21 protein-coding genes and 1 pseudogene are annotated in these 18800 nt (G+C 68.0%); 8 read left to right on the top strand and 14 right to left on the bottom strand.

Annotated elements, in window-relative coordinates; genetic code table 11:
* Positions 1-23: 23 nt before the first annotated feature.
* Complete coding sequence (locus OHT21_RS03905) at positions 24-1751, bottom strand: SulP family inorganic anion transporter (RefSeq protein ID WP_328766789.1); 1728 nt, start codon at positions 1749-1751, stop codon at positions 24-26.
* A complete protein-coding gene (locus OHT21_RS03900; protein ID WP_328766788.1) occupies positions 1748-2089 on the bottom strand; it encodes an ArsR/SmtB family transcription factor in 342 nt (113 codons plus the stop codon). Before OHT21_RS03900 ends, OHT21_RS03905 begins: the two co-directional genes overlap by 4 nt.
* A gap of 188 nt (positions 2090-2277) precedes the next feature.
* Here OHT21_RS03900 and OHT21_RS03895 point away from each other — a divergent pair, with 188 nt between their 5' ends.
* Entirely contained in the window at positions 2278-2655 is a 378-nt protein-coding gene (locus tag OHT21_RS03895; protein ID WP_328766787.1) for a hypothetical protein, read from the top strand.
* Here the strand turns inward: OHT21_RS03895 and OHT21_RS03890 are convergent.
* Positions 2648-3496, bottom strand: coding sequence for a class I SAM-dependent methyltransferase (locus tag OHT21_RS03890; protein WP_328766786.1), 849 nt, complete (start codon positions 3494-3496; stop codon positions 2648-2650). The two genes, OHT21_RS03895 and OHT21_RS03890, sit on opposite strands and share 8 nt — an antisense overlap.
* A gap of 64 nt (positions 3497-3560) precedes the next feature.
* On the opposite strand from OHT21_RS03890, the gene OHT21_RS03885 reads away from it, so the two are divergent.
* The gene (locus OHT21_RS03885) at positions 3561-4202 is read left to right on the top strand and encodes a PadR family transcriptional regulator (RefSeq protein WP_328766785.1); all 642 of its coding nucleotides are present in this window, start codon (positions 3561-3563) and stop codon (positions 4200-4202) included.
* 366 nt (positions 4203-4568) lie between these two features.
* On the opposite strand, the gene OHT21_RS03880 is transcribed toward OHT21_RS03885, so the two are convergent.
* Positions 4569-5744: an epoxide hydrolase family protein gene (locus OHT21_RS03880; protein WP_328766784.1), complete on the bottom strand. Its 1176-nt coding sequence runs from the start codon at positions 5742-5744 to the stop codon at positions 4569-4571.
* Positions 5745-5847: 103 nt separating this feature from the next.
* On the opposite strand from OHT21_RS03880, the gene OHT21_RS03875 reads away from it, so the two are divergent.
* Positions 5848-6423, top strand: coding sequence for a CGNR zinc finger domain-containing protein (locus OHT21_RS03875; RefSeq protein WP_328766783.1), 576 nt, complete (start codon positions 5848-5850; stop codon positions 6421-6423).
* A 193-nt stretch (positions 6424-6616) separates the two neighbouring features.
* Here the strand turns inward: OHT21_RS03875 and OHT21_RS03870 are convergent, their stop codons facing one another.
* Both OHT21_RS03870 and OHT21_RS03865 read right to left on the bottom strand, forming a co-directional pair.
* Entirely contained in the window at positions 6617-8290 is a 1674-nt protein-coding gene (locus tag OHT21_RS03870) for an amidohydrolase (RefSeq protein ID WP_328766782.1), read from the bottom strand.
* A gap of 56 nt (positions 8291-8346) precedes the next feature.
* Positions 8347-8543, bottom strand: a pseudogene (locus tag OHT21_RS03865) (amino acid transporter); the annotation flags it as partial.
* A 199-nt stretch (positions 8544-8742) separates the two neighbouring features.
* Between OHT21_RS03865 and OHT21_RS03860 the strand changes: the two are divergent.
* Positions 8743-9054 (top strand): hypothetical protein, encoded by a 312-nt coding sequence (locus OHT21_RS03860; RefSeq protein WP_328766781.1) that lies wholly within the window; start codon positions 8743-8745, stop codon positions 9052-9054.
* 17 nt (positions 9055-9071) lie between these two features.
* On the opposite strand, the gene OHT21_RS03855 is transcribed toward OHT21_RS03860, so the two are convergent.
* Positions 9072-10394 carry an RNA-guided endonuclease InsQ/TnpB family protein gene (locus OHT21_RS03855; protein ID WP_328766780.1) on the bottom strand — a complete coding sequence of 441 codons (1323 nt, stop codon included), beginning with the start codon at positions 10392-10394 and terminating at the stop codon, positions 9072-9074.
* A 23-nt stretch (positions 10395-10417) separates the two neighbouring features.
* Here OHT21_RS03855 and tnpA point away from each other — a divergent pair, with 23 nt between their 5' ends.
* Positions 10418-10846, top strand: coding sequence for an IS200/IS605 family transposase (gene tnpA, locus OHT21_RS03850; RefSeq protein WP_328766779.1), 429 nt, complete (start codon positions 10418-10420; stop codon positions 10844-10846).
* A gap of 74 nt (positions 10847-10920) precedes the next feature.
* Here tnpA and OHT21_RS03845 read toward each other — a convergent pair whose 3' ends face one another.
* The 4 genes from OHT21_RS03845 to OHT21_RS03830 form a co-directional block, all read right to left on the bottom strand.
* Positions 10921-11331 (bottom strand): SAM-dependent methyltransferase, encoded by a 411-nt coding sequence (locus OHT21_RS03845; protein WP_328766778.1) that lies wholly within the window; start codon positions 11329-11331, stop codon positions 10921-10923.
* A gap of 218 nt (positions 11332-11549) precedes the next feature.
* Complete coding sequence (locus tag OHT21_RS03840) at positions 11550-12047, bottom strand: hypothetical protein (protein WP_328766777.1); 498 nt, start codon at positions 12045-12047, stop codon at positions 11550-11552.
* Positions 12047-13243, bottom strand: a complete 1197-nt coding sequence (locus OHT21_RS03835; protein ID WP_328766776.1) for a hypothetical protein — start codon at positions 13241-13243, stop codon at positions 12047-12049. Before OHT21_RS03835 ends, OHT21_RS03840 begins: the two co-directional genes overlap by 1 nt.
* A 124-nt stretch (positions 13244-13367) precedes the next feature.
* The gene (locus OHT21_RS03830) at positions 13368-13730 is read right to left on the bottom strand and encodes a hypothetical protein (protein WP_328766775.1); all 363 of its coding nucleotides are present in this window, start codon (positions 13728-13730) and stop codon (positions 13368-13370) included.
* Between the two features lie 368 nt (positions 13731-14098).
* On the opposite strand from OHT21_RS03830, the gene OHT21_RS03825 reads away from it, so the two are divergent.
* Together OHT21_RS03825 and OHT21_RS03820 are read left to right on the top strand one after the other, a co-directional pair.
* Positions 14099-14242, top strand: coding sequence for a hypothetical protein (locus tag OHT21_RS03825; protein ID WP_328766774.1), 144 nt, complete (start codon positions 14099-14101; stop codon positions 14240-14242).
* A gap of 164 nt (positions 14243-14406) precedes the next feature.
* On the top strand, positions 14407-14811 hold the full coding sequence (locus tag OHT21_RS03820; protein ID WP_328766772.1) for a nuclear transport factor 2 family protein: 405 nt from the start codon (positions 14407-14409) through the stop codon (positions 14809-14811).
* Between the two features lie 51 nt (positions 14812-14862).
* Here OHT21_RS03820 and OHT21_RS03815 read toward each other — a convergent pair whose 3' ends face one another.
* Genes OHT21_RS03815 through OHT21_RS03805 form a run of 3 tightly spaced genes read right to left on the bottom strand, consistent with a single transcriptional unit; the run spans position 14863 to position 17809 of the window.
* Positions 14863-15885: an LLM class F420-dependent oxidoreductase gene (locus OHT21_RS03815; RefSeq protein ID WP_328766771.1), complete on the bottom strand. Its 1023-nt coding sequence runs from the start codon at positions 15883-15885 to the stop codon at positions 14863-14865.
* The gene (locus tag OHT21_RS03810) at positions 15882-17021 is read right to left on the bottom strand and encodes an acyl-CoA dehydrogenase family protein (protein ID WP_328766770.1); all 1140 of its coding nucleotides are present in this window, start codon (positions 17019-17021) and stop codon (positions 15882-15884) included. Before OHT21_RS03810 ends, OHT21_RS03815 begins: the two co-directional genes overlap by 4 nt.
* Before the next feature lie 20 nt (positions 17022-17041).
* Entirely contained in the window at positions 17042-17809 is a 768-nt protein-coding gene (locus tag OHT21_RS03805) for an enoyl-CoA hydratase/isomerase family protein (protein WP_328766769.1), read from the bottom strand.
* 101 nt (positions 17810-17910) lie between these two features.
* Between OHT21_RS03805 and OHT21_RS03800 the strand changes: the two genes are divergently transcribed.
* Positions 17911-18777 (top strand): crotonase/enoyl-CoA hydratase family protein, encoded by an 867-nt coding sequence (locus tag OHT21_RS03800; RefSeq protein ID WP_328766768.1) that lies wholly within the window; start codon positions 17911-17913, stop codon positions 18775-18777.
* Positions 18778-18800 lie beyond the last annotated feature (23 nt).

Below are 18800 nucleotides of genomic sequence, written 5' to 3'. Positions count from 1 at the left end.
AGGGAGGGGTCGGGAAGGAGTGCTCACCGGAGGGCTTCCCCGCTGGAGATTCGGGGCTGCTTCTGTGCGGGAAGGGTGGGCAGGACTCCGGCCGTCTCCAGGTGGTCGCGGGCGGCCCGGATCGCCTCGGGGGTGGTGGCGTACTCCCGGCCCTGGTGGCGCAGCAGGTCCAGCGCGCCGACCGAGCCGAGGACCTGGCGCTGGCCCGGGCGCACGCCGGAGGCCAGGACGAGGATGCCGCGCCGGTGGAGTTTCTCCACCGCGTCCTTGAGGACCAGGGCGCCGGTGGCGTCCATCGTCGACACCCGCGACATGCGCAGGATCACGACGCGGACGTCGGCGACTTCGGTGAGTTCCAGCAGGAAGCGGTGGGCGGCGGCGAAGAACAGGGGCCCGTCGATGCGGTACGCGACGATGTGTTCGGCCAGCAGGGCGTGTTCCTCGGCGCTGTGGTCGCCCCGGTCGAGCGGCACCTGGTCGAAGCGGGCCTGCTTGGCCACGGCGCGCAGGGCGAGGGCGCCCGCCACGGCCAGGCCGATGATCACGGCGTACACGAGGTCCAGGGCCAGCGTCGCCACGGCGGTCAGGACGAGGATCAGCGCGTCGGAGCGGGTCGCCTTCGCCATCGCCTTGAGCGAGCCGACCTCGATCATGCGGATGGCGGTGGCCAGCAGGACGCCGGCGAGCGCGGCGAGCGGGATCTTCGAGACCAGGGGTGCCGCCGCGAAGACGATCACGGCGAGGATCGCGGCGTGGGTGAGAGCGGCGAGCCGGGAGCTCGCGCCGGTGCGGACGTTGACCGCGGTGCGGGCGATGGCGCCGGTCGCCGGTACCCCGCCGAACAGCGGGGCGGCGATGTTCGCGAGCCCCTGGCCGAACAGCTCCCGGTCGGGGTCGTGCTTCTGGCCGACCGTCATGCCGTCGGCGACCGAGGCGGACAGCAGGGACTCCAGGGCGGCCAGGGCGGCGACCGCCACCGCAGGGGCGAGCAGGCTGCCCAGAGAGCCGAGGTCGAGGAAGGCGAGGGAGGGTGCGGGGAGGCCGGAGGGCAGGGCTCCGATCGGCTTGGCGGCGTCCAGGCCGGCGGCCTGCGCGACCACCGTCGCGGCGATCACGGCCAGGATCGAGAACGGAACGGTCGGCCGCCACCGCGCCCCGACCAGCATGACCGTGGCGACGGAGACCGCGAAGCCGACGGCGGTCCAGTTCGGGGACTTGGCGAACTCCTCGATCGCCCGCCAGGTCACCACCAGCACCCGGTCGCCCTCGGGCTTGGGCACGCCGAGCGCGTTCGGGACCTGCTGCAGGCCGATCACGCAAGCGATGCCCAGCGTGAAGCCCTCGACGACGGGCGCGGGGACGTACTGCATATAGCGCCCTGCCTTGAGAGCGGCGAGGGCGATGAGCATGACGCCGGCCATCAGACCGACCGTGAGGACGCCGGTTGGCCCGTACTCGGCCACGATGGGGACGAGGACCACTGTCATGGCGCCGGTCGGCCCCGACACCTGCAGATTCGATCCCCCGAAGAGCGCGACGAGCGCACCCGCGACCACCGCGGTCGCCAGGCCCGCCGCCGCTCCCAGTCCCGAGGAGACGCCGAACCCGAGGGCGAGCGGCAGCGCCACGACGGCCACCGTCAGCCCGGCCAGCAGGTCCCGACGCGGGGCACGGCGCATCTCCGTCAGGTCGGCGCGGGCAGGCAGCAGTCCTGCGATCCGGGCCCAGACCCGGCTGATCTGCGAGATCATCGGGCGGCGACCTCGGCTTCCCGCAACTCGGCGAGGAGTTCGCCCTGTCCGGCCAGCATCTCGGTCAGGATCCGCCGCGCGGCCATCATCAGGTCGGCCACGTCCCCGCCGGCCAGCTCGTAGACGACGGTCGAGCCCTCGCGAGCGGAGGCGACGATCCCCGAGCGGCGCAGCACCGCCAGCTGCTGCGACAGGCTGGAGGGCTCCACCTCGATCGCGGCTCGCAGCTCCCGTACCGGCCTCGGCCCGTCCTGCAGCAGCTCCAGCACCCTTATCCGTACGGGATGCCCCAGCATCCGGAAGAACTCGGCCTTGGCCTGGTACAGCGGAACGGACACGACCCCTCGGCTTCCCCTACGAGCCCCGCCCCGCGGGCGGACGCGAAAGGCTGTGCCCGCGGCTACCTGCGAGCATGTCCAACACAGCATCTAACGAATTGCGAAATTTTGCAATTCCGCATCAAGCTGCTGTACCGGTGTTCCCACCACAGACGGGACGGTGGACAGGTCGACGACCGTCAGACCTGGTGGACACCTACACGGACCGCGAGGCTGAGATCGGCATGACGGTCTTCGACATCCGGTTGGGCCTCACGGTTCTCAACGCGGTCGGCTCCGCCGAGGACCCTGCCGCGCGCCACATCGTCGAGGACCTGTACCGCAGAACCATCCAGACCCACGACGGATACGCGGCCCGCGAGTGCCTGGCACACCCGCTGTTCGCCACGTTTGCCCCAGACCGGCAAGCGCAGGACTGCCGCGACCAGGTGCGGTCGTGCGCTCTGGGAGCCCGAACAATGCCGGACGGGCTGCTGGCTGATCTCTCGACTGCACTGGACACCAGCGGAACGGTGATACCGCGCACGCTGTCCGCTTCGTGCGACGGATCGGTCGACGTCACCTGAGCGTGGCGGTGATGAGCCAGGTCGCCGAGGGGTACACGACGCCCTGTGGTTCTTGATGGGCCTTGAGCGTGGCTTTCAATTCGGCCAGCGCACGCTCGCGGCGGGCGCCGTCGAGGCCGTCGAGCATCCATCCGAGGAGGCCGGTGACGAACCGGTACGCCTGGTCAGGGTCGGCCCCGAAGTGCATCGGGGCCTCGAGTGCCTCGATCGTGCCGGTGAATCCGGCCGCGGCCAGCAGGGCGCGCACCCGTTCGGGCTCAGCCAGTGAGAAGGGGCCGGGCGCGTCGTGCGAAGGAGCGGGCAACGGCCGTCCGGCGGCCAGCGCCTGCGTGAACGCGAGGAACCATTCGTTGCGCGCAGGCGGCTGCCAGACCAGTTGTACGAAGCGTCCGCCGGGGCGCAACGTGCGGCTGATGTTGCGGAACGCGGCAACCGGGTCGGCGAAGAACATCGTCCCGGTGCGGCTGACAGCCACGTCGAACGCCGCGGTGGGGAAGGGATGCACCTGGGCGTCGGCCTGGGCGAAGTCGGCGTTGGGCAGTCCCTGCGTTGCCGCTCGCTGTCGCGCCACCCGGAGCATTGCGGCCGACAGGTCCACGCCCAGGGCTCGGCCGCGGCTTGCCCGCCGCGCGGCCTCGCGGGTGGTCTCGCCGGTGCCGCAGTCGATGTCCAGCACCTGGTCCGTGGGGGAGATGTCGGCTGCGGCGAAGAAGCGCGCGCGATAGCCGCGCAGCGCGAGGTCGAACTGATCGGCGTGCTCCGCCCAGTAGGTACCTTCCTCCCCGTCCCATGCCCGTGCCTGCTCAGCGTTGGACGGGTCGATCTGAAGTGTGTTGGTCATGGTCACCACCGCTTATACTCCCAAAGGGACTATTCATTTCGGGCATACACCCACAGAGGCGAATATGTCAACCGACCCTTCACTCACCACCACGTCCTACGGAATCCTCGGGCTGCTCGCGATCCGGCCCTGGAGCACGTACGAACTCGCCCGGGGGATGGACCGTAACCTGGGCCGTATCTGGCCCCGCGCCCAGAGCAAGCTCTACGAGGAACCGAAGAAGCTCGTCCGCCATGGCCTGGCCGAAGCGACCAAGGAAGCCGTCGGGCGCCGGCCGCGCACCGTCTACGCCATCACCGCCGAGGGGCGGCTCGCGCTGGCCGACTGGCTCCGGGAACCGGGTGCCGGGCCGGTGCTGGAGTCCGAACAGCTGCTGAAGGTGTTCTTCGCCGACTCCGGTACCACCGCCGACGCACTGGCCAACCTCCGCGCGGCCCGGGCCTGGGCCGAGGAACGCAATCAGGAGAACCTGTCCGCCGCCCGCGCCTACGTCGCCGGTCAGGCCCAGTTCCAGGAACGAGCTGCTCAGACCCAGCTCGTCGGCCGCTTCCTGACCGACTACTACCGGCTCGTCGCCACCTGGGCCGACTGGGCCACCGCCCTTGTCCAGCAGTGGCCCGACAACCCCGCAGACGCCGCCCCCGACCCCACCGAGATGGCCGAGACTCTTCGGCGAGCGAACTGGAACGCCCCGCCCAATGGATGATCAAGAGTCGGAACATGTGCTCACCATGAACCGGGCGTCCCGCAACTATGCCGAAGCCCTGCTTGTGGAAGAACTACGTCCGGCATCCCGAGCGCCAGCTGTGGCACGACCACGAGTGGGGCAACGTGCACTGGTACTGCTGCGGCGATCCCCTCGAAGCCCGCGCTCTCCTCGAAGCCCGCGCTCTCCTCGACACCGTGACGCAGGCCATTTCGCCGCGAAGTGCATGTGAACTCCGCCAAATCATCAGCCGGTTTGACGGCTCTTTGTAGTTGATGGGGGAGTCGGGGGTGTTGACGAGTGGGCGTCGACGCCTGCCATCCGAAAGACCTCGACGTGTTCCACGCTGTCTTCGCCGCGCCGCGTTCACTGATTGGCGGTCAGTACTGCCGCGAGGCCCTCTTGTAGATCCTTGACGAAATACTCGGGAACCTCCAGCGACGGGAAGTGTCCTCCTTTCTCGGGCGACTTCCATCGGACGATCTGTCGGTACCGTTCCTGTGCCCAGGGACGCGGACACTTCTCGATGTCGCGGGGATACATAGTGATTGCTGACGGGACGTCGACCCGAAGTTCTGGGTCGAGTGAGTTATGGCTTTCGTAGTAGATGCGGGCCGCCGATGCGCCGGTCCGGGTCAGCCAGTACAGGGTGACGTTGTCGAGAACGCGGTCTCTGGAAATCGTCTCGAACGGGCTGTCTTCGGTGTCCGACCACTCGGCGAACTTGTCGAGGATCCAGGCAAGAAGCCCGACCGGAGAGTCGACGAGCGAGTAGCCGATGGTCTGCGGTCGGGTCGCCTGCTGCTTCGCGTACGCCCCGTGGGGCCCCTCGTAGAATTCGCGGGTTTCCTGGGTCCATTTGCGCTCGACCGCCGTCAGCCCGTCCGTGGTCAGCCCGGGCGGTCCCTCTGCGAACGTTGTGTGGATGCCGAGCACGTGCGTCGGGAACCTGCCGCCGAGGACCGTGGTGATATTGCCTCCCCAGTCGCCGCCGTGGGCTGCGAACTTGTGGTAGCCGAGCCTTCCCATGAGTTCCACCCATGCGGCCGCGATCTTTTCGGTTCCCCACCCGGTGGTGGCCGGTTTGTCGCTGTAACCAAAGCCGGGTAGCGACGGGACCACGACGTGGAACGCCAGCGCGTCTGTGTCTTTCGGATCTGCCAGCTCGTCCACTACGTCGATGAACTCGGCAATGCTGCCTGGCCATCCGTGCGTCAGGATCAGAGGAGTGGCGTCTGCGCGCGGGGATCGACGGTGCAGGAAGTGGATTCCCAGATCGTCAATGGTCGTGCGGAACTGGCCGATCCGGTTCAGGCGCTCTTCGAAGGATCGCCAGTTGTACCCGGTGCGCCAGTAGTTCACGACATCGACGAGGTCGGCGAGAGGGACGCCCTGGTCCCATCGGCGAGGGTCGGGTGCGGCGCGATAGACCGTCTCGGCCTCCGGTAGCCGCGCCGCGGCCAGTCGCGCGCGCAGATCGTCGAGGTCAGCGTCAGTGGCGTGGGCTTCGAATGCTTGCACGTCGCTGGTTGGGCGGGGCATGACACCTCCTGGCCGTCGCGGAACCGGCTTCGACCTACCGTGAACCGGCTAAGGCGGTTCTAGCAGGCCTCCATGCCGACGAGCAACCAGCTAAGGTGGTTCCATGCCTGCTGGGTTCCCCGACTTTCGCCTCGGTAGCGTGCTGGCGACCAGCTTCACGGCGACCTTGACGGAGCGTCAGGGCGACGCTGTGGAGCGCATTCCCACGCCGCAGCGACTCGTCGACTGGCTGGCAGTGAACGGCCTCGCCGTGGACTCCTGCACCACCGCCCAGCTCGACCTCGCTCGGGAACTGAGGGAGTCGATTCATGCCGCCGCGACAGCCGCCGCGATCCAGGACGCTCTCCCTGCGTCTGCCGTCCACATCATCAACGACTGCAGCATTCAGGGCCGGGCCGCGGCGATCCTGACGCCCGAGGGCAAGCGGCGATGGCGGCTCAGCTCGGCTTCCCGCGTGGAAGACGCCCTCAGCGTGATCGCCGCCGACGCCATCAGCATCATCGCAGGCGAACGAGACGGAAAACTGGCCTTGTGCGCGTCACCAACCTGCAAGGCCGCCTTCTTCGACACCAGCCAAAGCCGCACCCGGAAATGGTGCGACATGAACACGTGCGGAAATCGTCAGAAGAAAGCGCGCTTCAATGCCAAGCAGCGCAAACCCTCCAGATCAGCGGACTGATCCTCACCTCGGTACATCCAATTGAGCCCCACGCCTGCGACACATCTGTCGCGTCGCGTCGCGTCGCATCGATCGGACAGCGCCCCCGCGGCATGCACACGGCGGCTGGTGACATCGGATCGGTGAACACCTGCCACGCCCTCAGCGGCCGGGGTGGTGTGGCAGTGGGCGATCTTCCCCCAGGTGCCCGCACTCAGGCATCAGGGGCCGAGTAAACCCGTTCCCCCTCCACGAACGTCTCCAGGACCCGGGTCGCCGCGATCTCCCCAGACGGCCCCGCGAACGGGTCCCGGTCGAGTACGACCAGATCGGCCGCCTTGCCCACCGTGATGCTGCCGGTGAGGGCGTCCAGGTGGTTCACGTACGCACTGCCCGCCGTGTACGCGGCGATGGCGGTGCCCAGGTCGAGGCGTTGTTCGGGGAGGAACTCGGGGGTGCCCTCGGGTGCGTTGGGGGAGCGGCGGTTGACGGCGACGTGGATGGCCTGGAGCGGGTCGGGGCTGCTGACCGGCCAGTCGCTGCCCGCGGCGAGCGTGGCGCCCGCGCGCAGCAGGTCGCCGAACGGGTACTGCCGGGCGCCGCGTTCGGGGCCCAGGAACGGCAGGGTCAGCTCGTCCATCTGCGGCTCGTGGGCGGCCCACAGCATCTGCAGGTTGGCGGTGGCGCCGAGGGGCCGGAAGCGTCGTACGTCGTCGGGGTGGACGACCTGCAGATGGGCCAGGTGGTGGCGGGTGTCGCGGTGGCCGTTGGCCGTGCGGGCGGCCTCCACGGCGTCCAGCGCTTCGCGCACCGCGCGGTCACCCAGGGCGTGGAAGTGCACCTGGAAGCCGAGCGCGTCGAGTTCGGTGACGTACTTCTTCAAGTCGCCGGGATCGACGAAGCTGATGCCTCTCGTGTTCGGGACGCAGCCGCAGCCGGTGGGATTGAGATACGGGTCGAGCATGGCCGCCGTGTGGTTCTCGGCGATGCCATCCTGCATGATCTTCACCGTGCCGGCGCGGAACCGGCCCCTGCTCAACTCCTCGCGCCGCGCCACGAGTTCGGGGATCTGATCGGCGCCTCGTTCGCGGTCCCACCACAGGGCGCCTGCGACGCGGGCGGTGAGGAGGCCCTGGTCCAGGAGCGCTTCGTAGGTGGGTGCCGGGTCGGTCATGTTGGCGTACGCGCCGATGATGGCGTCCTGCCACGCGGTGACACCGTGGGAATGGAGGACGGCCTGGGCGCGTAGCAGGGCGGCCAGTTGGTCCTCGGGCGTGGGGTCGGGCACCAGCCTGCCCACGAGATGGACGGCGCCCTCTTGGAGCATGCCGGTCGGGTTGCCCTCGGCGTCGCGTTCGATCCGGCCGTCCGCGGGGTCTGGGGTGCGGGCGTCGATGTCGGCCCGCTCCAGCGCCTGGGTGTTGACCCAGGCGCCGTGGTGGTCCCGGTTGGGCAGGAATACGGGCCGGTCGGGGACGATCGCGTCGAGGGCCGCGGCGGTGGGGGTGCCGCCGGGGAAGGCCTCCAGGGACCAGCCGCCGCCGGTGATCCATTCGACGTCCGGGTTCTCATCGGCGTACGTACGAATGCGCCGCAGGTACTCGGCGGGGTCGACCGTGTCGGCCAGGTGGCACAGGCCGAGTTCCAGGCCCGCGCCCTGCGGGTGCACATGGGCGTCTTGGAAGCCCGGCAGCAGCAGCTTTCCGGCGAGGTCCACGACCTCGGTGCCCGGCCCGATCAGCGCGTGCACCTCGTCGTGGCCGACGGCCGTGATCCGCCCGCCGTGCACAGCCACGGCAGTGGCCCGGCTGCGGGCGGCATCGACGGTGTGGACGGGCCCGCCGGTGAGAACGAGATCGGCGGGGCCCGTGACCTGGGACTGCGACATGCGGTGAACTCCGTGGGGGTGAGTGAAGGGGGCGGTGATTCAGACGGCCGCCGGATTCAGATGGTCGTACGGTCCATGTCCATGGGGAGCGTGATGGCCTCGGCATCGGTACCGCGTCCAGTAGTGAAGTACGGAGAACGCCGCACGTACTCGGCGACCGCCGCCATACCGAGGCCGACGAGGACGATGAAGGCAGCCGAGAGAACATGAACCACCCATTGTCCGGGCTCAGTTCGAAGTGGTCGCTCTGGGTTTTGGGGGGCAGCTCCTTCGAGGAAGCGGTTGAACTCCTGCTGGAGGCATTGGCGGGCCGCCCCGACGAGGCGTGACGCGAACACAAGGCCCGGAGCAGCGGCGGCTACGGCCAGAAGTCACGTCCGCAACTGAACGACACAATCAGGTCCGCTGCTGACGCCGGAGGGGCGGTGCGCTCGGAAGAGGCGGACGGAGACATGGTTGCCGTCATCGGGTGCGTCGAGGGTGTCGATGCGGTCAACGAGGAGGCGGTTGTCGACGAGGAGGTCTTCCCACAACGTCGGGGAGAGTACCCACATGTGCACGGTCAGCGGCTTTCCGCCGGCGAGCGGCAGGGTCTCCGGGCGGGCGGTGACGCTCTGGGAGGGGCTGCGGGCGGCTGCGTTGGTATGCAGGACGGAGAAGAACAGACGGCCGTCCGGCTTCAGGACGAAGGCGACGGCCGGGAGGAGCCGGTGCGGGTCGATGTAGCCGAAGCCGTGGATGGATTGAAGTGCTCTCCTGGCTGAAGCCGGGAGATTCCCTCCTACCTTGCGGTGGCGGGCTTGACGCCGCGGGGGCGCCTGACGACTGCCCTTCCGGCAGCCGGGACGAGCGCGTGGCCCATCCGGTACAGGTGCAAGACGTTCCGTGCGGCGTTGTGGTCGGCGTTGTCGGACCATCCGCAGTCTTCGTTCTTGCATACGAACACGGCCTGGGACTCCCGGCTGCCCGGTGTGGTGAAGCCGCACATCGAGCAGCGCTGGGAGGTGCCGGGGGCGGGGACCTTGTGCAGGGCGCCGCCGTGGCGGGCGGCCTTGTACGTCAGCATCGTCACGGTGCGTCCCCACGCCTCTTGGCTGATGGAGCGGTTGAGGCCGGACTTCTGGGCGACGTTCTTCCCTGGGTTCTCGATGGTGCCTCTGGCACTCTTGACCATGTTCGGGATGTCCAGTTTTTCCACCACGATCACGCCGTAGGTGCGGGCAAGGTGGGTGGTGGTCTGGTGCTGCCAGTCACTCGCCCTGCGCTTGGCTGTCGCGCGGAGGCTTGCGATCTGGTCGTAGGTCCGCTTCAGCCGGTTGGAGGTTTTCTCGCCCGGCTTGCGGAAGCTCTTGCGGTGCGCGGCCCGCTGTTCCAGGCGGAGCAGCTTGGCCTTTTCATCGGGGTTGAGCCACTTGTCCCGGTCGGCTGTGCCGTCTGGGAGGCGGGCGGGGCGACCGTGGTCCTGATGGTGGCCGTCGGACAGGGCCAGGGGGATGTTGACTCCGGCGTCGATGCCGACTTCGGGGCCGGTGTGGGGCTCGGGCACGGGGGCGAGGGTCTGGACGCGGAAGGCGATGTGCCAGCCGAGCGCGTCCTTGACCAGCCGGGCACCGGTGATCTTGTTGTCGGTGCCGACGGCCTTGCCGATGGGGAGATCTTTGGTCCAGCGGAAGCGGACACGGCCGACCTTGGGGATGTTGACCATGCCCCAGCGGCGGTGCACGCGCTTGATCTGGAGGTCGCGGCCCTGCGGGACGTCCACGCTCATCACGGTGCGGAAACGGGCCTTGAAGTTCGGCGCTTCGGCCCGGCCGTCCCAGCAGTTCTTCCACGCCTGGAAGTAGGTCTTCAGCACCGCCTGGGCGGCCTGGGCGGGAAGGGCCGCGAGCCAGTCGATGTCCTTTCGGGCCTGGCGGATCGCGGCATCCGCCGCGGCAAGCGTGCGCTCGTCCTTCGGCAGCATCGTCCACCAGTCGTGCAGGAGGTTCCACGTCGTACGGGCGGCGTGCGCCTGGGCGTCGATGAGCCGGATCTGTGCAGGGGCCAGTGCCAGCCGGGCGCGGTGCCCGAACTGCCGCTTCTCCTGTACACGTTCCGTGGCCACGCGATCACTGTAGCATTCGGTCTATGTCACCGCGCTGGAGTCCAAATACCGATGTCCGCACTGGCCGTCATGTCGTCTGCAATCTTCATGTCCATTTGGTCTTCGTCACCAAGTACCGGCGCGGGGCCATGACAGGCGAGATGCTGACGCGCTGCGAAGAGATCATGCGAGAGGTCTGCGAGGGCTTCGAGGCTGAACTGAAGCAGTTCAACGGCGAAGAGGATCACATCCACCTGCTCGTGCACTACCCACCCAAAGTCCAGCTCTCCAAGCTGGTCAACTCCCTCAAGTGCGTCTCCTCCCGCTACCTGCGCAAGGAGTACCACGCTCACGTCCGCCGCCACCTGTGGAGCGGCCACTTCTGGTCCGGCTCCTACTTCGCCGGAAGCTGCGGCGGGGCACCGCTGACCGTCGTTCGCCAGTACATCGAGAACCAGCAGCGCCCCGTATGACGGCCCTCCTGGGCGCCGGTCAAAAGCGCGGACCCGTGCCCACAGCCGAGGTCAGAGCAGTTCTGAGATGAGCTTCACCTCCACCCTGAAGGGCGGAGCCCTGCGCAAGATCCAAGGTAGATGACGTCGTACTGCTCGATGGCCTGCGTCAGGTACTCGACCGCGTCGGCGTGGATGAGGCGCAGGCGCGGCAGGTTTCCGTATCGGGTGGTGGCGCGCTCGTGCTGGGTGGCTGAGGCTTCGACTGCGTCGACCGTGGCACCGTGCTCGCGCACCAGGTGTGCGGCGTGCTTGCCCAGGCCGGAGGCCAGGTCCAGGACCCGTAGGCCGGAGAGCGCGCCGAGGACTTCGGCGCCGGGCCCGGTGGGCCAGAACCCCCAGGAGATGCGGTCCACCTCCGGGACTGTGGTGGACCGTTGGAGGTGGTGAGCCCCGTATCGCGTCCAGGCTTGGGAGTTGAGGGCTTCGGGCTCCGCGCTGTGCATGGTGCTCCTCGCTGCGTGAGGGGAGAGAGGCGGGGTCGCGTCGGGACCTGGCGGCCCCCGCGATGACGCTCGCTCCAGGCTCCCTGGCTTGGTGCGCACTGAGTCCTTCCGAAAGGCTGGAATTCGGGGCTCGTGCGCACTGGCCAGATCTCTCGACGGTGCGCAAACACCGGCTTCTGATGCTGGGCGATGGTCACGGTGAGCGACCCTGGAGCCGGTTACTTGAGAGTGAGCACGGCGCTGAACAGCATCAGCGTTAGCGCGGCGACCTCCAGTAGTAGCGCCGCGAACAACACCCGGGCTCGTATCCTGTTGATCTTGCTCAGGCGGAGCAGTATCTGCACCTGAATCCTGCGTTCGGACCGGAGATCCTCCTGATCGCGGGAGTTCCAGCTCGGGGCGTCCAATACCGCCATGAAATCTGTGGCTTCGATGACGGGTGTGCGCAAAGGCAGGTTTATGAGTAGCCCCACGGCGGCAGCGACGGCAAGCGCGATGAGGGCCGACACAAGAAGCGATGTGGTCCCCGAGGACAGGGCAGCTGCGTTCTGTGCACCCCGTAGGGAGATGAAGCCAAGGACGATGGCGACCAGGGTGCCCGAAGTTGAGATCACCGCGATGCCGCGCTGTTCCAAGGACGCTTTCTTGGCGCGTTCCTCGGCGAGTTGGTCGGTCAGGAGCGTCTCGTATGGGGCGGAGGATGAGGTGGCACCCATCAGCTCCACCCCGTCGTGAGCCTCGGGCGAGGGCGCTGTGGGCGACTCAGGACGGTGATCGGCCAAGCGCATCGCCTCGGGGAGAGCAGGCCCCGTGTCCCTGACTCCGTGAGGCCCACTTCTACGGCAGCAGCGGCGACGGCCTTACCGAGTTGCAGCTCTTGTTCCAAGGCAGCGAGCTCGGACCTGGTTCGATCGATTCTCTGCTCAAGAGCAACTTCGGCAGCCGCCATCATGGCCCAACGTTGGACCGCTTCATCCGTTTCTGGATAGCCGTTGTTGAGCTGCCTCAAGGCTCTGCCTAGCCTGCGCGGCAGTCGTCCGAATGTGCCTGCTTCTCGAAGCCGTCGTTGAAGCTCTCGTGTTGTGGTGGCCTCAGCCTCTGTCAGGGGCCTTTGGATCTGCAGTCGCTGGCTCATCCAGCGCAGCTGTGCAGCCTCGTGGTTGGAGGGGGCGGCGTCGGCAACCTGGGCAAGGTCGCGTGCAATCCGGTCGGTGAGGTCCGCCCACTGCTGTCTGATTGCCGCTGCTCTGTGCTGCATGTTTCCGCGGCCTGGTGTTGCTCGTAGCTCCCTGTACTGCCTGATGGCGTCGAGACGTCCGGCGTCCTTCTCTCTGCATCGGGCGGTCGCTGGTTCCATCTGAGTCTTGATGAGCTTCAGCAAGCGATACACGCTTGTGCCCTCCTCCATCGCAATGGCATACACCTCCTCTTCCGCAAGCGAAGCGATGACCAGGCACGGCAGGAGCGACTCAGAGATGCCGAAGAAGGATTGCAGGGCGCTGACCGATGTGTTCAGCCTGTTCTGATGATCTTCGAGGGTGTCGGTACGGAACGGCGTGATGACTGCCCGGCGCCACGGATACTGGTCCACCAGGGTGGTGGATGATGGACGAGAAGCACCGCGTGTGAGAGACAGCCGGTGGCCGCCGTGAGGACAGCTGATACCCGCCACAAGAGTTACTGATCGTGCATAGATATTACGGAGATCCTCGCCGATCGTGACTACGCCCTCCGATGGCACGATCACGCCGAGGTATCGCTCGGTCAGGTCATGGATGTCACTCCAGTTCCTGAACAGACCCTCCTGGACTTCCGGATCATCTGCCGTTCGGGATACGAGGAACACCAATCCAGCGAACCCTCCATCACACAGCCTTCGGAAGGGCAGATCCAGAAACCTGTCGATAGGCATGAAGGATCTCAACACGACGATTCTCCAATCAAATTGTGCGCTGGTTGCGGCGACGATACGCGAGCTGCGACGGACATACAGTCGCTGTGATCCATGAGAGGGGAGAGGAGATGAGTCGCTTCGTCTAGGAAGCTGAGGCCGGCTTCGGTGACGGTGAGTGGCCGGGATCGGCCGATGCTGATGACGGTGAAGCCACGGTCTCTTCGACCCGCTTCAGCTGGTAGTTGAGGGTGCCCCATGTCACTCCGAGTTCGGCAGCGGCATCCTGCAGTGTGCGATGGCGGGAGGTCACGATGAGGTGCCGCAGGCATTGGACGCTGTTCCTCGTCCTGCTCACCGCCTGCATGGCGGGCGACAGCTCGACGTCGAGCCGGGCGAAAGGGTTGTTGCGCTGATCCCGGGAGCGTTTGGGGATGTCCCACTTCTTCACCAGGCGTATGACGTCGTCCTTGCGGACGCCCAGCTCTCTGGCAACGCCCCTGATCACGGAGTTGATACGGGCGAAAGGTCGAGCAAAAGTTCGAGGTGGAGTGTGGTGGCCAAGTGCCGTCGGCGATGCCTCGACGCCTGCCTCGTTCGAATTCACTCGCCAAGGGGGCAGCGTGCGGCCGTAGTCCCACGGGGGATTGCACTGTCGGCTCGTTGACTGCATCGGATCCCTCCGGCGGGCACGGACTTCGGCTGCGGGACCGAACCCTCGCGCAGGGCACTGACAATCACGGGGTTGCAGCGACGTGATCCGGACAAGCCGAGCAAGACTCACGGATCGGCCGGCGCTGCTCGCTCTGAAGGGCGGGGAAGCGAGGCCGCGCAGCAGCGCCGGCAGCGGGAGCCCCGGGCAACCCGCAGCGGAATGTGACCCGCATCGGGAAGGCCGAGGACAAGATCACCGAGACGTGCGGCCAGCGCGACGGGCAGCCTTCCACGTCCCACAAGAGCCAACCGGCCTGTGTGCCCTCGGCGACCCCGTACGTCCGCGCCGCCGTCGCGTATGTCTGAATCTGTTCACCCCGGACGAGGGCTGCGCTATTGGTTCGACGGACGGACGGAAGGCGCGGGCGAGGAGCGAGAATTCGTCCAGGGCCTGCGCGCCTAGAGGGTGATCTCTTGCATCAGAGATTGATGGGCATGCACGGCACATCCCGCCTGTAGGGTCGTCACACATGACAGCAGAGTCACCGGCGCAGACTGTGCAACGCTTGTTCCCGCTGCTCGCCGAGGGGAAGAGTGCGGAGGCGGCGGCGTTGTTCGCCGACTCGGTGTCGTTCTCCATCCCGCACCCGCCGGGCATTCCGTGGGTACCGGAGGTCGACTCGGCGGACGGCATGCGGACGTTCTTCGAGCTGCTGCAGACTCATGTGCAGGCCAAGGAGTTCGACCTCCGCCAGGTCATCGCCGAGGGCGACGATGTGGTGCTCATCGGGCGCATGGTCTCCGAGGTCAAGAAGACGGGCCGGGACATCGACACCGCGTTCGCCCTGCACACCACGGTCCGGGACGGGCGGATCACCCGCTACCACCTTTACGAGGACACCTACGCCGTCGCCAAGGCCTACTTCGACGACTGATCGTCCGGCGGGCTCGCTCAGCCAGCTCGTATCTCCACCTGAAACCCGGCCTCAGCCCTCGCGCAGCTCCCGCACAATCGGCTCCCACACCTCGGCGTCGATGTCGTACGCGGTGTAGAACGACACCCGGTCGACCAGCGCCCCGTACCGGCCGCGGATCTCCGCCGCCACCCGCTCCGGCTCCGCCACCACCGCGAAGGCATGCAGCACCTCGTCGTCGACGAGCCGCCCCATAACCTCCCACTTGTCCTCGCGCCGCGACGTCGACAACTCGTGCAGTTCATCGCCGAGTTCGCCCCAGCCGTGCAGTTCCAGTACGCCCCGGTACGCGGGCGTGCTCCCGTAGAAGGCGATCTGGCGCCGAGTTCCGTCCACCGCGCGGGCCATCTCCTCCTCCGTACGGCCCGTCGCGGTGAGGAGGAGATGCGAGACGGAGAAGTCGGCGCGTGTGCGGCCCGACTTCGCCAGCCCGGCCTCGACGGTCGGCACCGTGACCTCCCGCAGATACCGCTCCGTGGTGAACCCATGCGCGAGCAGCCCGTCCGCCACCTCCCCTGCGACCCGGGTCATCGCCTCCCCGACGGCGGCCACGAAGACCTTCGGTGCGCCACCGGTAGCGGGCGGGGGAGAGAAGAAGGGGGACATGAGGGTGTGCGAGTAGAAGTCGCCTTGGAAGTTGAGCTTCTCGCCCTCGTTCCAGGCCGCCCAGATGGCCCGCAGTGCGCTGACGTATTCCCGCATACGGGCCGCCGGCCGGCTCCACGGCATGGAGAAGCGCCGCTCGATGTGGGGCTTGATCTGGCTGCCGAGGCCGAGTGAGAAGCGGCCGCCGGAGTAGGTCTGCAAGTCGTGGGCGGTGTAGGCGAGTTGCATGGGGGAGCGGGCGAAGGCCACCGCGATCGCCGTACCGACCTCGAGGCGGTCGGTGTGCTCGGCCGCGAGCAGCAGCGGCAGGAACGGGTCGTGCTTGGACTCCGAGGCCCACAGCCCGTCGTAGCCCGCCTTCTCGTGGTGCCGGGCCTCCTCGGCCACCTCGGCGGTGCCCCACACATTCAGCTTGCCGTCGACCTTCATACGGATTCTCCAACCCTGTCCAAACCGATGCGCCGCGCGAGCAGTTCCCGGTGATACGCCGGATCGCCGAACAGCAGCTGTGACGTCTTGGCCCGCTTCAGATACAGATGGGCCGGATGCTCCCAGGTGAAGCCGATACCTCCGTGCACCTGGATGTTCTCCGCCGCCGCCTGCAGACAGGCGTCGGAGCAGAACGCCTTGGCCAGGCTCGCCCTGGCGGGGAGCTCCGGATCCTCGCTCTCGGCGGCGAGCAGCGCGTAGTGCGCGGCGGCCCGCGCCGACTCCACCTCCAACAACACGTCGGCGAGCAGATGCTTTACGGCCTGGAAGGAGCCGATGGGTCGCCCGAACTGGTGGCGCACCTTGGCGTACTCCACCGCCATGTCGAGCGCGCGCCCCGCGACCCCCACCTGCTCGGCCGCCAACGCCACCGCGGCATGGTCCAGCACCTCCGCCACCAGGCCCCAGCCGTCGCCGTGCCGCGTACGCAGCCGGGTCGCCCGTACGTCGTGGTAGTCGAGGCGTGCTTGTCGGCGGGTCGGGTCCATCGTGGTCAGGGGGGCGCGGGTCAGCCCGGCCGCGTCGCCGTCCACCGAGAAGACGCCGATGCCGTCGCCGGTACGGGCCACGGTGAGTACGACATCCGCGCTCGCCCCGTCGAGTACGAAAGTCTTGTGGCCGTTGAGCAGCCAACTCCCCGCTGACTCCCGGGCGTTGAGCCCCACCCCATCGGCATCCCAGCGCGCGGAGTCCTCCGTCAGCGCCACCGTCGCCACCGCTTCACCGGCGGCCAGCCCAGGCAGCAGCCGCTTGCGGGCCTCCTCGTCTTCGCAGCGCAAGAGAAGGGTGGTCGCCAGCACGGCGGAGGCAAGGAACGGCGTACAGGTCAGCGCCCGCCCCAACTCCTCCATCACCACGCCCACTTCGACCGGCCCACAGCCCGCGCCCCCGTACTCCTCGGGGATCGCGAGCCCTTGCAGACCCAGCTCCGAGCCCATCCGCCGCCACACCGCCCGGTCGAAGCCCTCCGGCGTCTCCATCAGCCGCCGTACCTCGGTCTCGGGCGAGGTGTCCGCCAGGAACGCCCGTACGGTGCGCCGCAGTTCCTCCTGCTCGTCGCTGAACGCGAAGTCCATGTGACTCACTCCTCTCCGGTTCAGCGGCCGGCGCGCGCCGCGATGATCTTCTCGACGATCGCGATGTGGTCCGGCGAGTGCATGCTGTCCCGCTCCGCGAGCAGAGCCGGTTCCAGTACGGCGGAGATGGCCTGCTCCAGATGCAGGTTCACCGCCCGCTTGGTCTCGCGCAGCGCCTGCGCGGGCAGCGCGGCCAGCCGTCCGGCGAGATCCATGGCCTCGGCCCTGAGCTTGTCGTCCGGCACGACACGGTTGGCGATGCCCAGCCGGACCGCCTCCTCGGGGGACACACGGTCACCGAGGAACAGCAACTCCTTGGCCCGGGTGAGGCCCACCAGCAGCGGCAGTACGAGCGCGCCGCCGTCCCCCGCGACCAGGCCGACCTGGACATGCGGATCCGCGATATGGGCGCCCTCGGCGATCAGTACGAGGTCGCTGAGCAGGGCCAGGCTGCAGCCGAGGCCGACTGCCGGCCCATTCACCGCCGCGATGACCGGGAGGGGGCAGCGCACCATGCCGAGGATGATTCGCCGGGCCTCGTCGACGTTCTGCTCCCGGAAGGCGGGGTCGCGCTGGACCCGGGTCATGACCTCAAAGTTGCCGCCAGCGCTGAAGGCCCGGCCGCGCCCGGTGAGTACGACCGCCCGCGCCTCCGGATCGGCTGCGACCTCGTCCCAGACCGATGCGAGAGACGAATGGAGCTCCTCACTCGTCGAGTTGAGCTGATCCGGCCGGTTCAGCTCGATCAGCCGGACCGGCCCGTGGGCCGTCACCACGAGATCCGTCATCGCCACCGCCCAGCACTCAGGAAACAGTCAGTAGAGTTGAATGCTATAACTATTTAGAGCTGACTGGGAACCGTCACGGTGATCGACCGCGGAGGACGCGCATGCCGGAGCAGGAGTACGAGACCGTACGAGCCGAAGTGGCGGACCGCATCCTCACCGTCACCCTCAACCGGCCGGAGAAGCTGAACGCCTTCAACCCGCAGATGATGACCGACCTGCTCGACATCTTCGACTCGGCCGACACCGACGACGACGTACGCGTGATCGTCGTGACCGGCGCCGGACGCGGCTTCTGCGCGGGCGCCGACGTCAGCTCCGGCGGCACGTCCTTCGACCACCGCAAGGCGGGCGCCTGGCACCGGGACACCGGCGGCCGGGTCGCCCTGCGGCTGTTCTCCTCGACCAAGCCGGTCATCGCCGCGATCAACGGCCCGGCGGCAGGCGTCGGAGCCAGCATGACCCTGCCCATGGACATCCGGCTGGCGTCGACCAAGGCGAAGTTCGGCTTCGTCTTCGCGCGCCGCGGCATCGTGCCGGAGTCCGCCGCGAGCTGGTTCCTGCCGCGGGCCGTGGGTATGCAGCGGGCCATGGAATGGGTGGCGACGGGCCGCGTCTTCGGCCCCGACGAGGCGCTGACGGCCGGCCTTGTCCGCTCTGTCCACCCGCCGGAGGAGCTGCTCCCGGCGGCGTACGAGCTCGCCCGGGAGATCGCCGAGAACACCTCCGCGATCTCGGTCGCCCTCTCGCGCCAGATGATGTGGCGGATGCTCGGCGAGCCCCACCCGATGACCGCGCACCGCCTCGACTCGCGGATCATGAGCCAGATCGGCGGCGGCCCGGACCCCGTCGAGGGCGTCGAGTCCTTCCTCGCCAAGCGCCCGCCCGAGTTCCCGGGCCGGGTCAGCAAGGACATGCCCCCCGTCTACCCCTGGTGGCCGGAGGAGGAGTTCCGCCCCTTCGGGGAGTAGCACCAGCAGGCATCGCTACCTGA

The organism is Streptomyces sp. NBC_00286 (assembly GCF_036173125.1).
GTDB lineage: Bacteria > Actinomycetota > Actinomycetes > Streptomycetales > Streptomycetaceae > Streptomyces.
The sequence above is the reverse complement of the archived record's forward strand: the minus strand, read 5'-3'. Positions and strand labels throughout refer to the sequence as shown.

Excerpts from the sequence above, each read along its gene's own strand:
- OHT21_RS03905 (WP_328766789.1), bottom strand. The coding sequence starts at position 1,751 with ATGATCTCGCAGATCAGCCGGGTCTGGGCCCGGATCGCAGGACTGCTG.
- OHT21_RS03890 (WP_328766786.1), bottom strand. The coding sequence starts at position 3,496 with ATGACCAACACACTTCAGATCGACCCGTCCAACGCTGAGCAGGCACGG.
- OHT21_RS03885 (WP_328766785.1), top strand. The coding sequence starts at position 3,561 with ATGTCAACCGACCCTTCACTCACCACCACGTCCTACGGAATCCTCGGG.
- OHT21_RS03880 (WP_328766784.1), bottom strand. The coding sequence starts at position 5,744 with ATGCCCCGCCCAACCAGCGACGTGCAAGCATTCGAAGCCCACGCCACT.
- OHT21_RS03875 (WP_328766783.1), top strand. The coding sequence starts at position 5,848 with ATGCCTGCTGGGTTCCCCGACTTTCGCCTCGGTAGCGTGCTGGCGACC.
- OHT21_RS03870 (WP_328766782.1), bottom strand. The coding sequence starts at position 8,290 with ATGTCGCAGTCCCAGGTCACGGGCCCCGCCGATCTCGTTCTCACCGGC.
- OHT21_RS03860 (WP_328766781.1), top strand. The coding sequence starts at position 8,743 with ATGGTTGCCGTCATCGGGTGCGTCGAGGGTGTCGATGCGGTCAACGAG.
- tnpA (WP_328766779.1), top strand. The coding sequence starts at position 10,418 with ATGTCACCGCGCTGGAGTCCAAATACCGATGTCCGCACTGGCCGTCAT.
- OHT21_RS03845 (WP_328766778.1), bottom strand. The coding sequence starts at position 11,331 with ATGCACAGCGCGGAGCCCGAAGCCCTCAACTCCCAAGCCTGGACGCGA.
- OHT21_RS03840 (WP_328766777.1), bottom strand. The coding sequence starts at position 12,047 with ATGGGTGCCACCTCATCCTCCGCCCCATACGAGACGCTCCTGACCGAC.
- OHT21_RS03835 (WP_328766776.1), bottom strand. The coding sequence starts at position 13,243 with ATGCCTATCGACAGGTTTCTGGATCTGCCCTTCCGAAGGCTGTGTGAT.
- OHT21_RS03820 (WP_328766772.1), top strand. The coding sequence starts at position 14,407 with ATGACAGCAGAGTCACCGGCGCAGACTGTGCAACGCTTGTTCCCGCTG.
- OHT21_RS03815 (WP_328766771.1), bottom strand. The coding sequence starts at position 15,885 with ATGAAGGTCGACGGCAAGCTGAATGTGTGGGGCACCGCCGAGGTGGCC.
- OHT21_RS03810 (WP_328766770.1), bottom strand. The coding sequence starts at position 17,021 with ATGGACTTCGCGTTCAGCGACGAGCAGGAGGAACTGCGGCGCACCGTA.
- OHT21_RS03805 (WP_328766769.1), bottom strand. The coding sequence starts at position 17,809 with ATGACGGATCTCGTGGTGACGGCCCACGGGCCGGTCCGGCTGATCGAG.
- OHT21_RS03800 (WP_328766768.1), top strand. The coding sequence starts at position 17,911 with ATGCCGGAGCAGGAGTACGAGACCGTACGAGCCGAAGTGGCGGACCGC.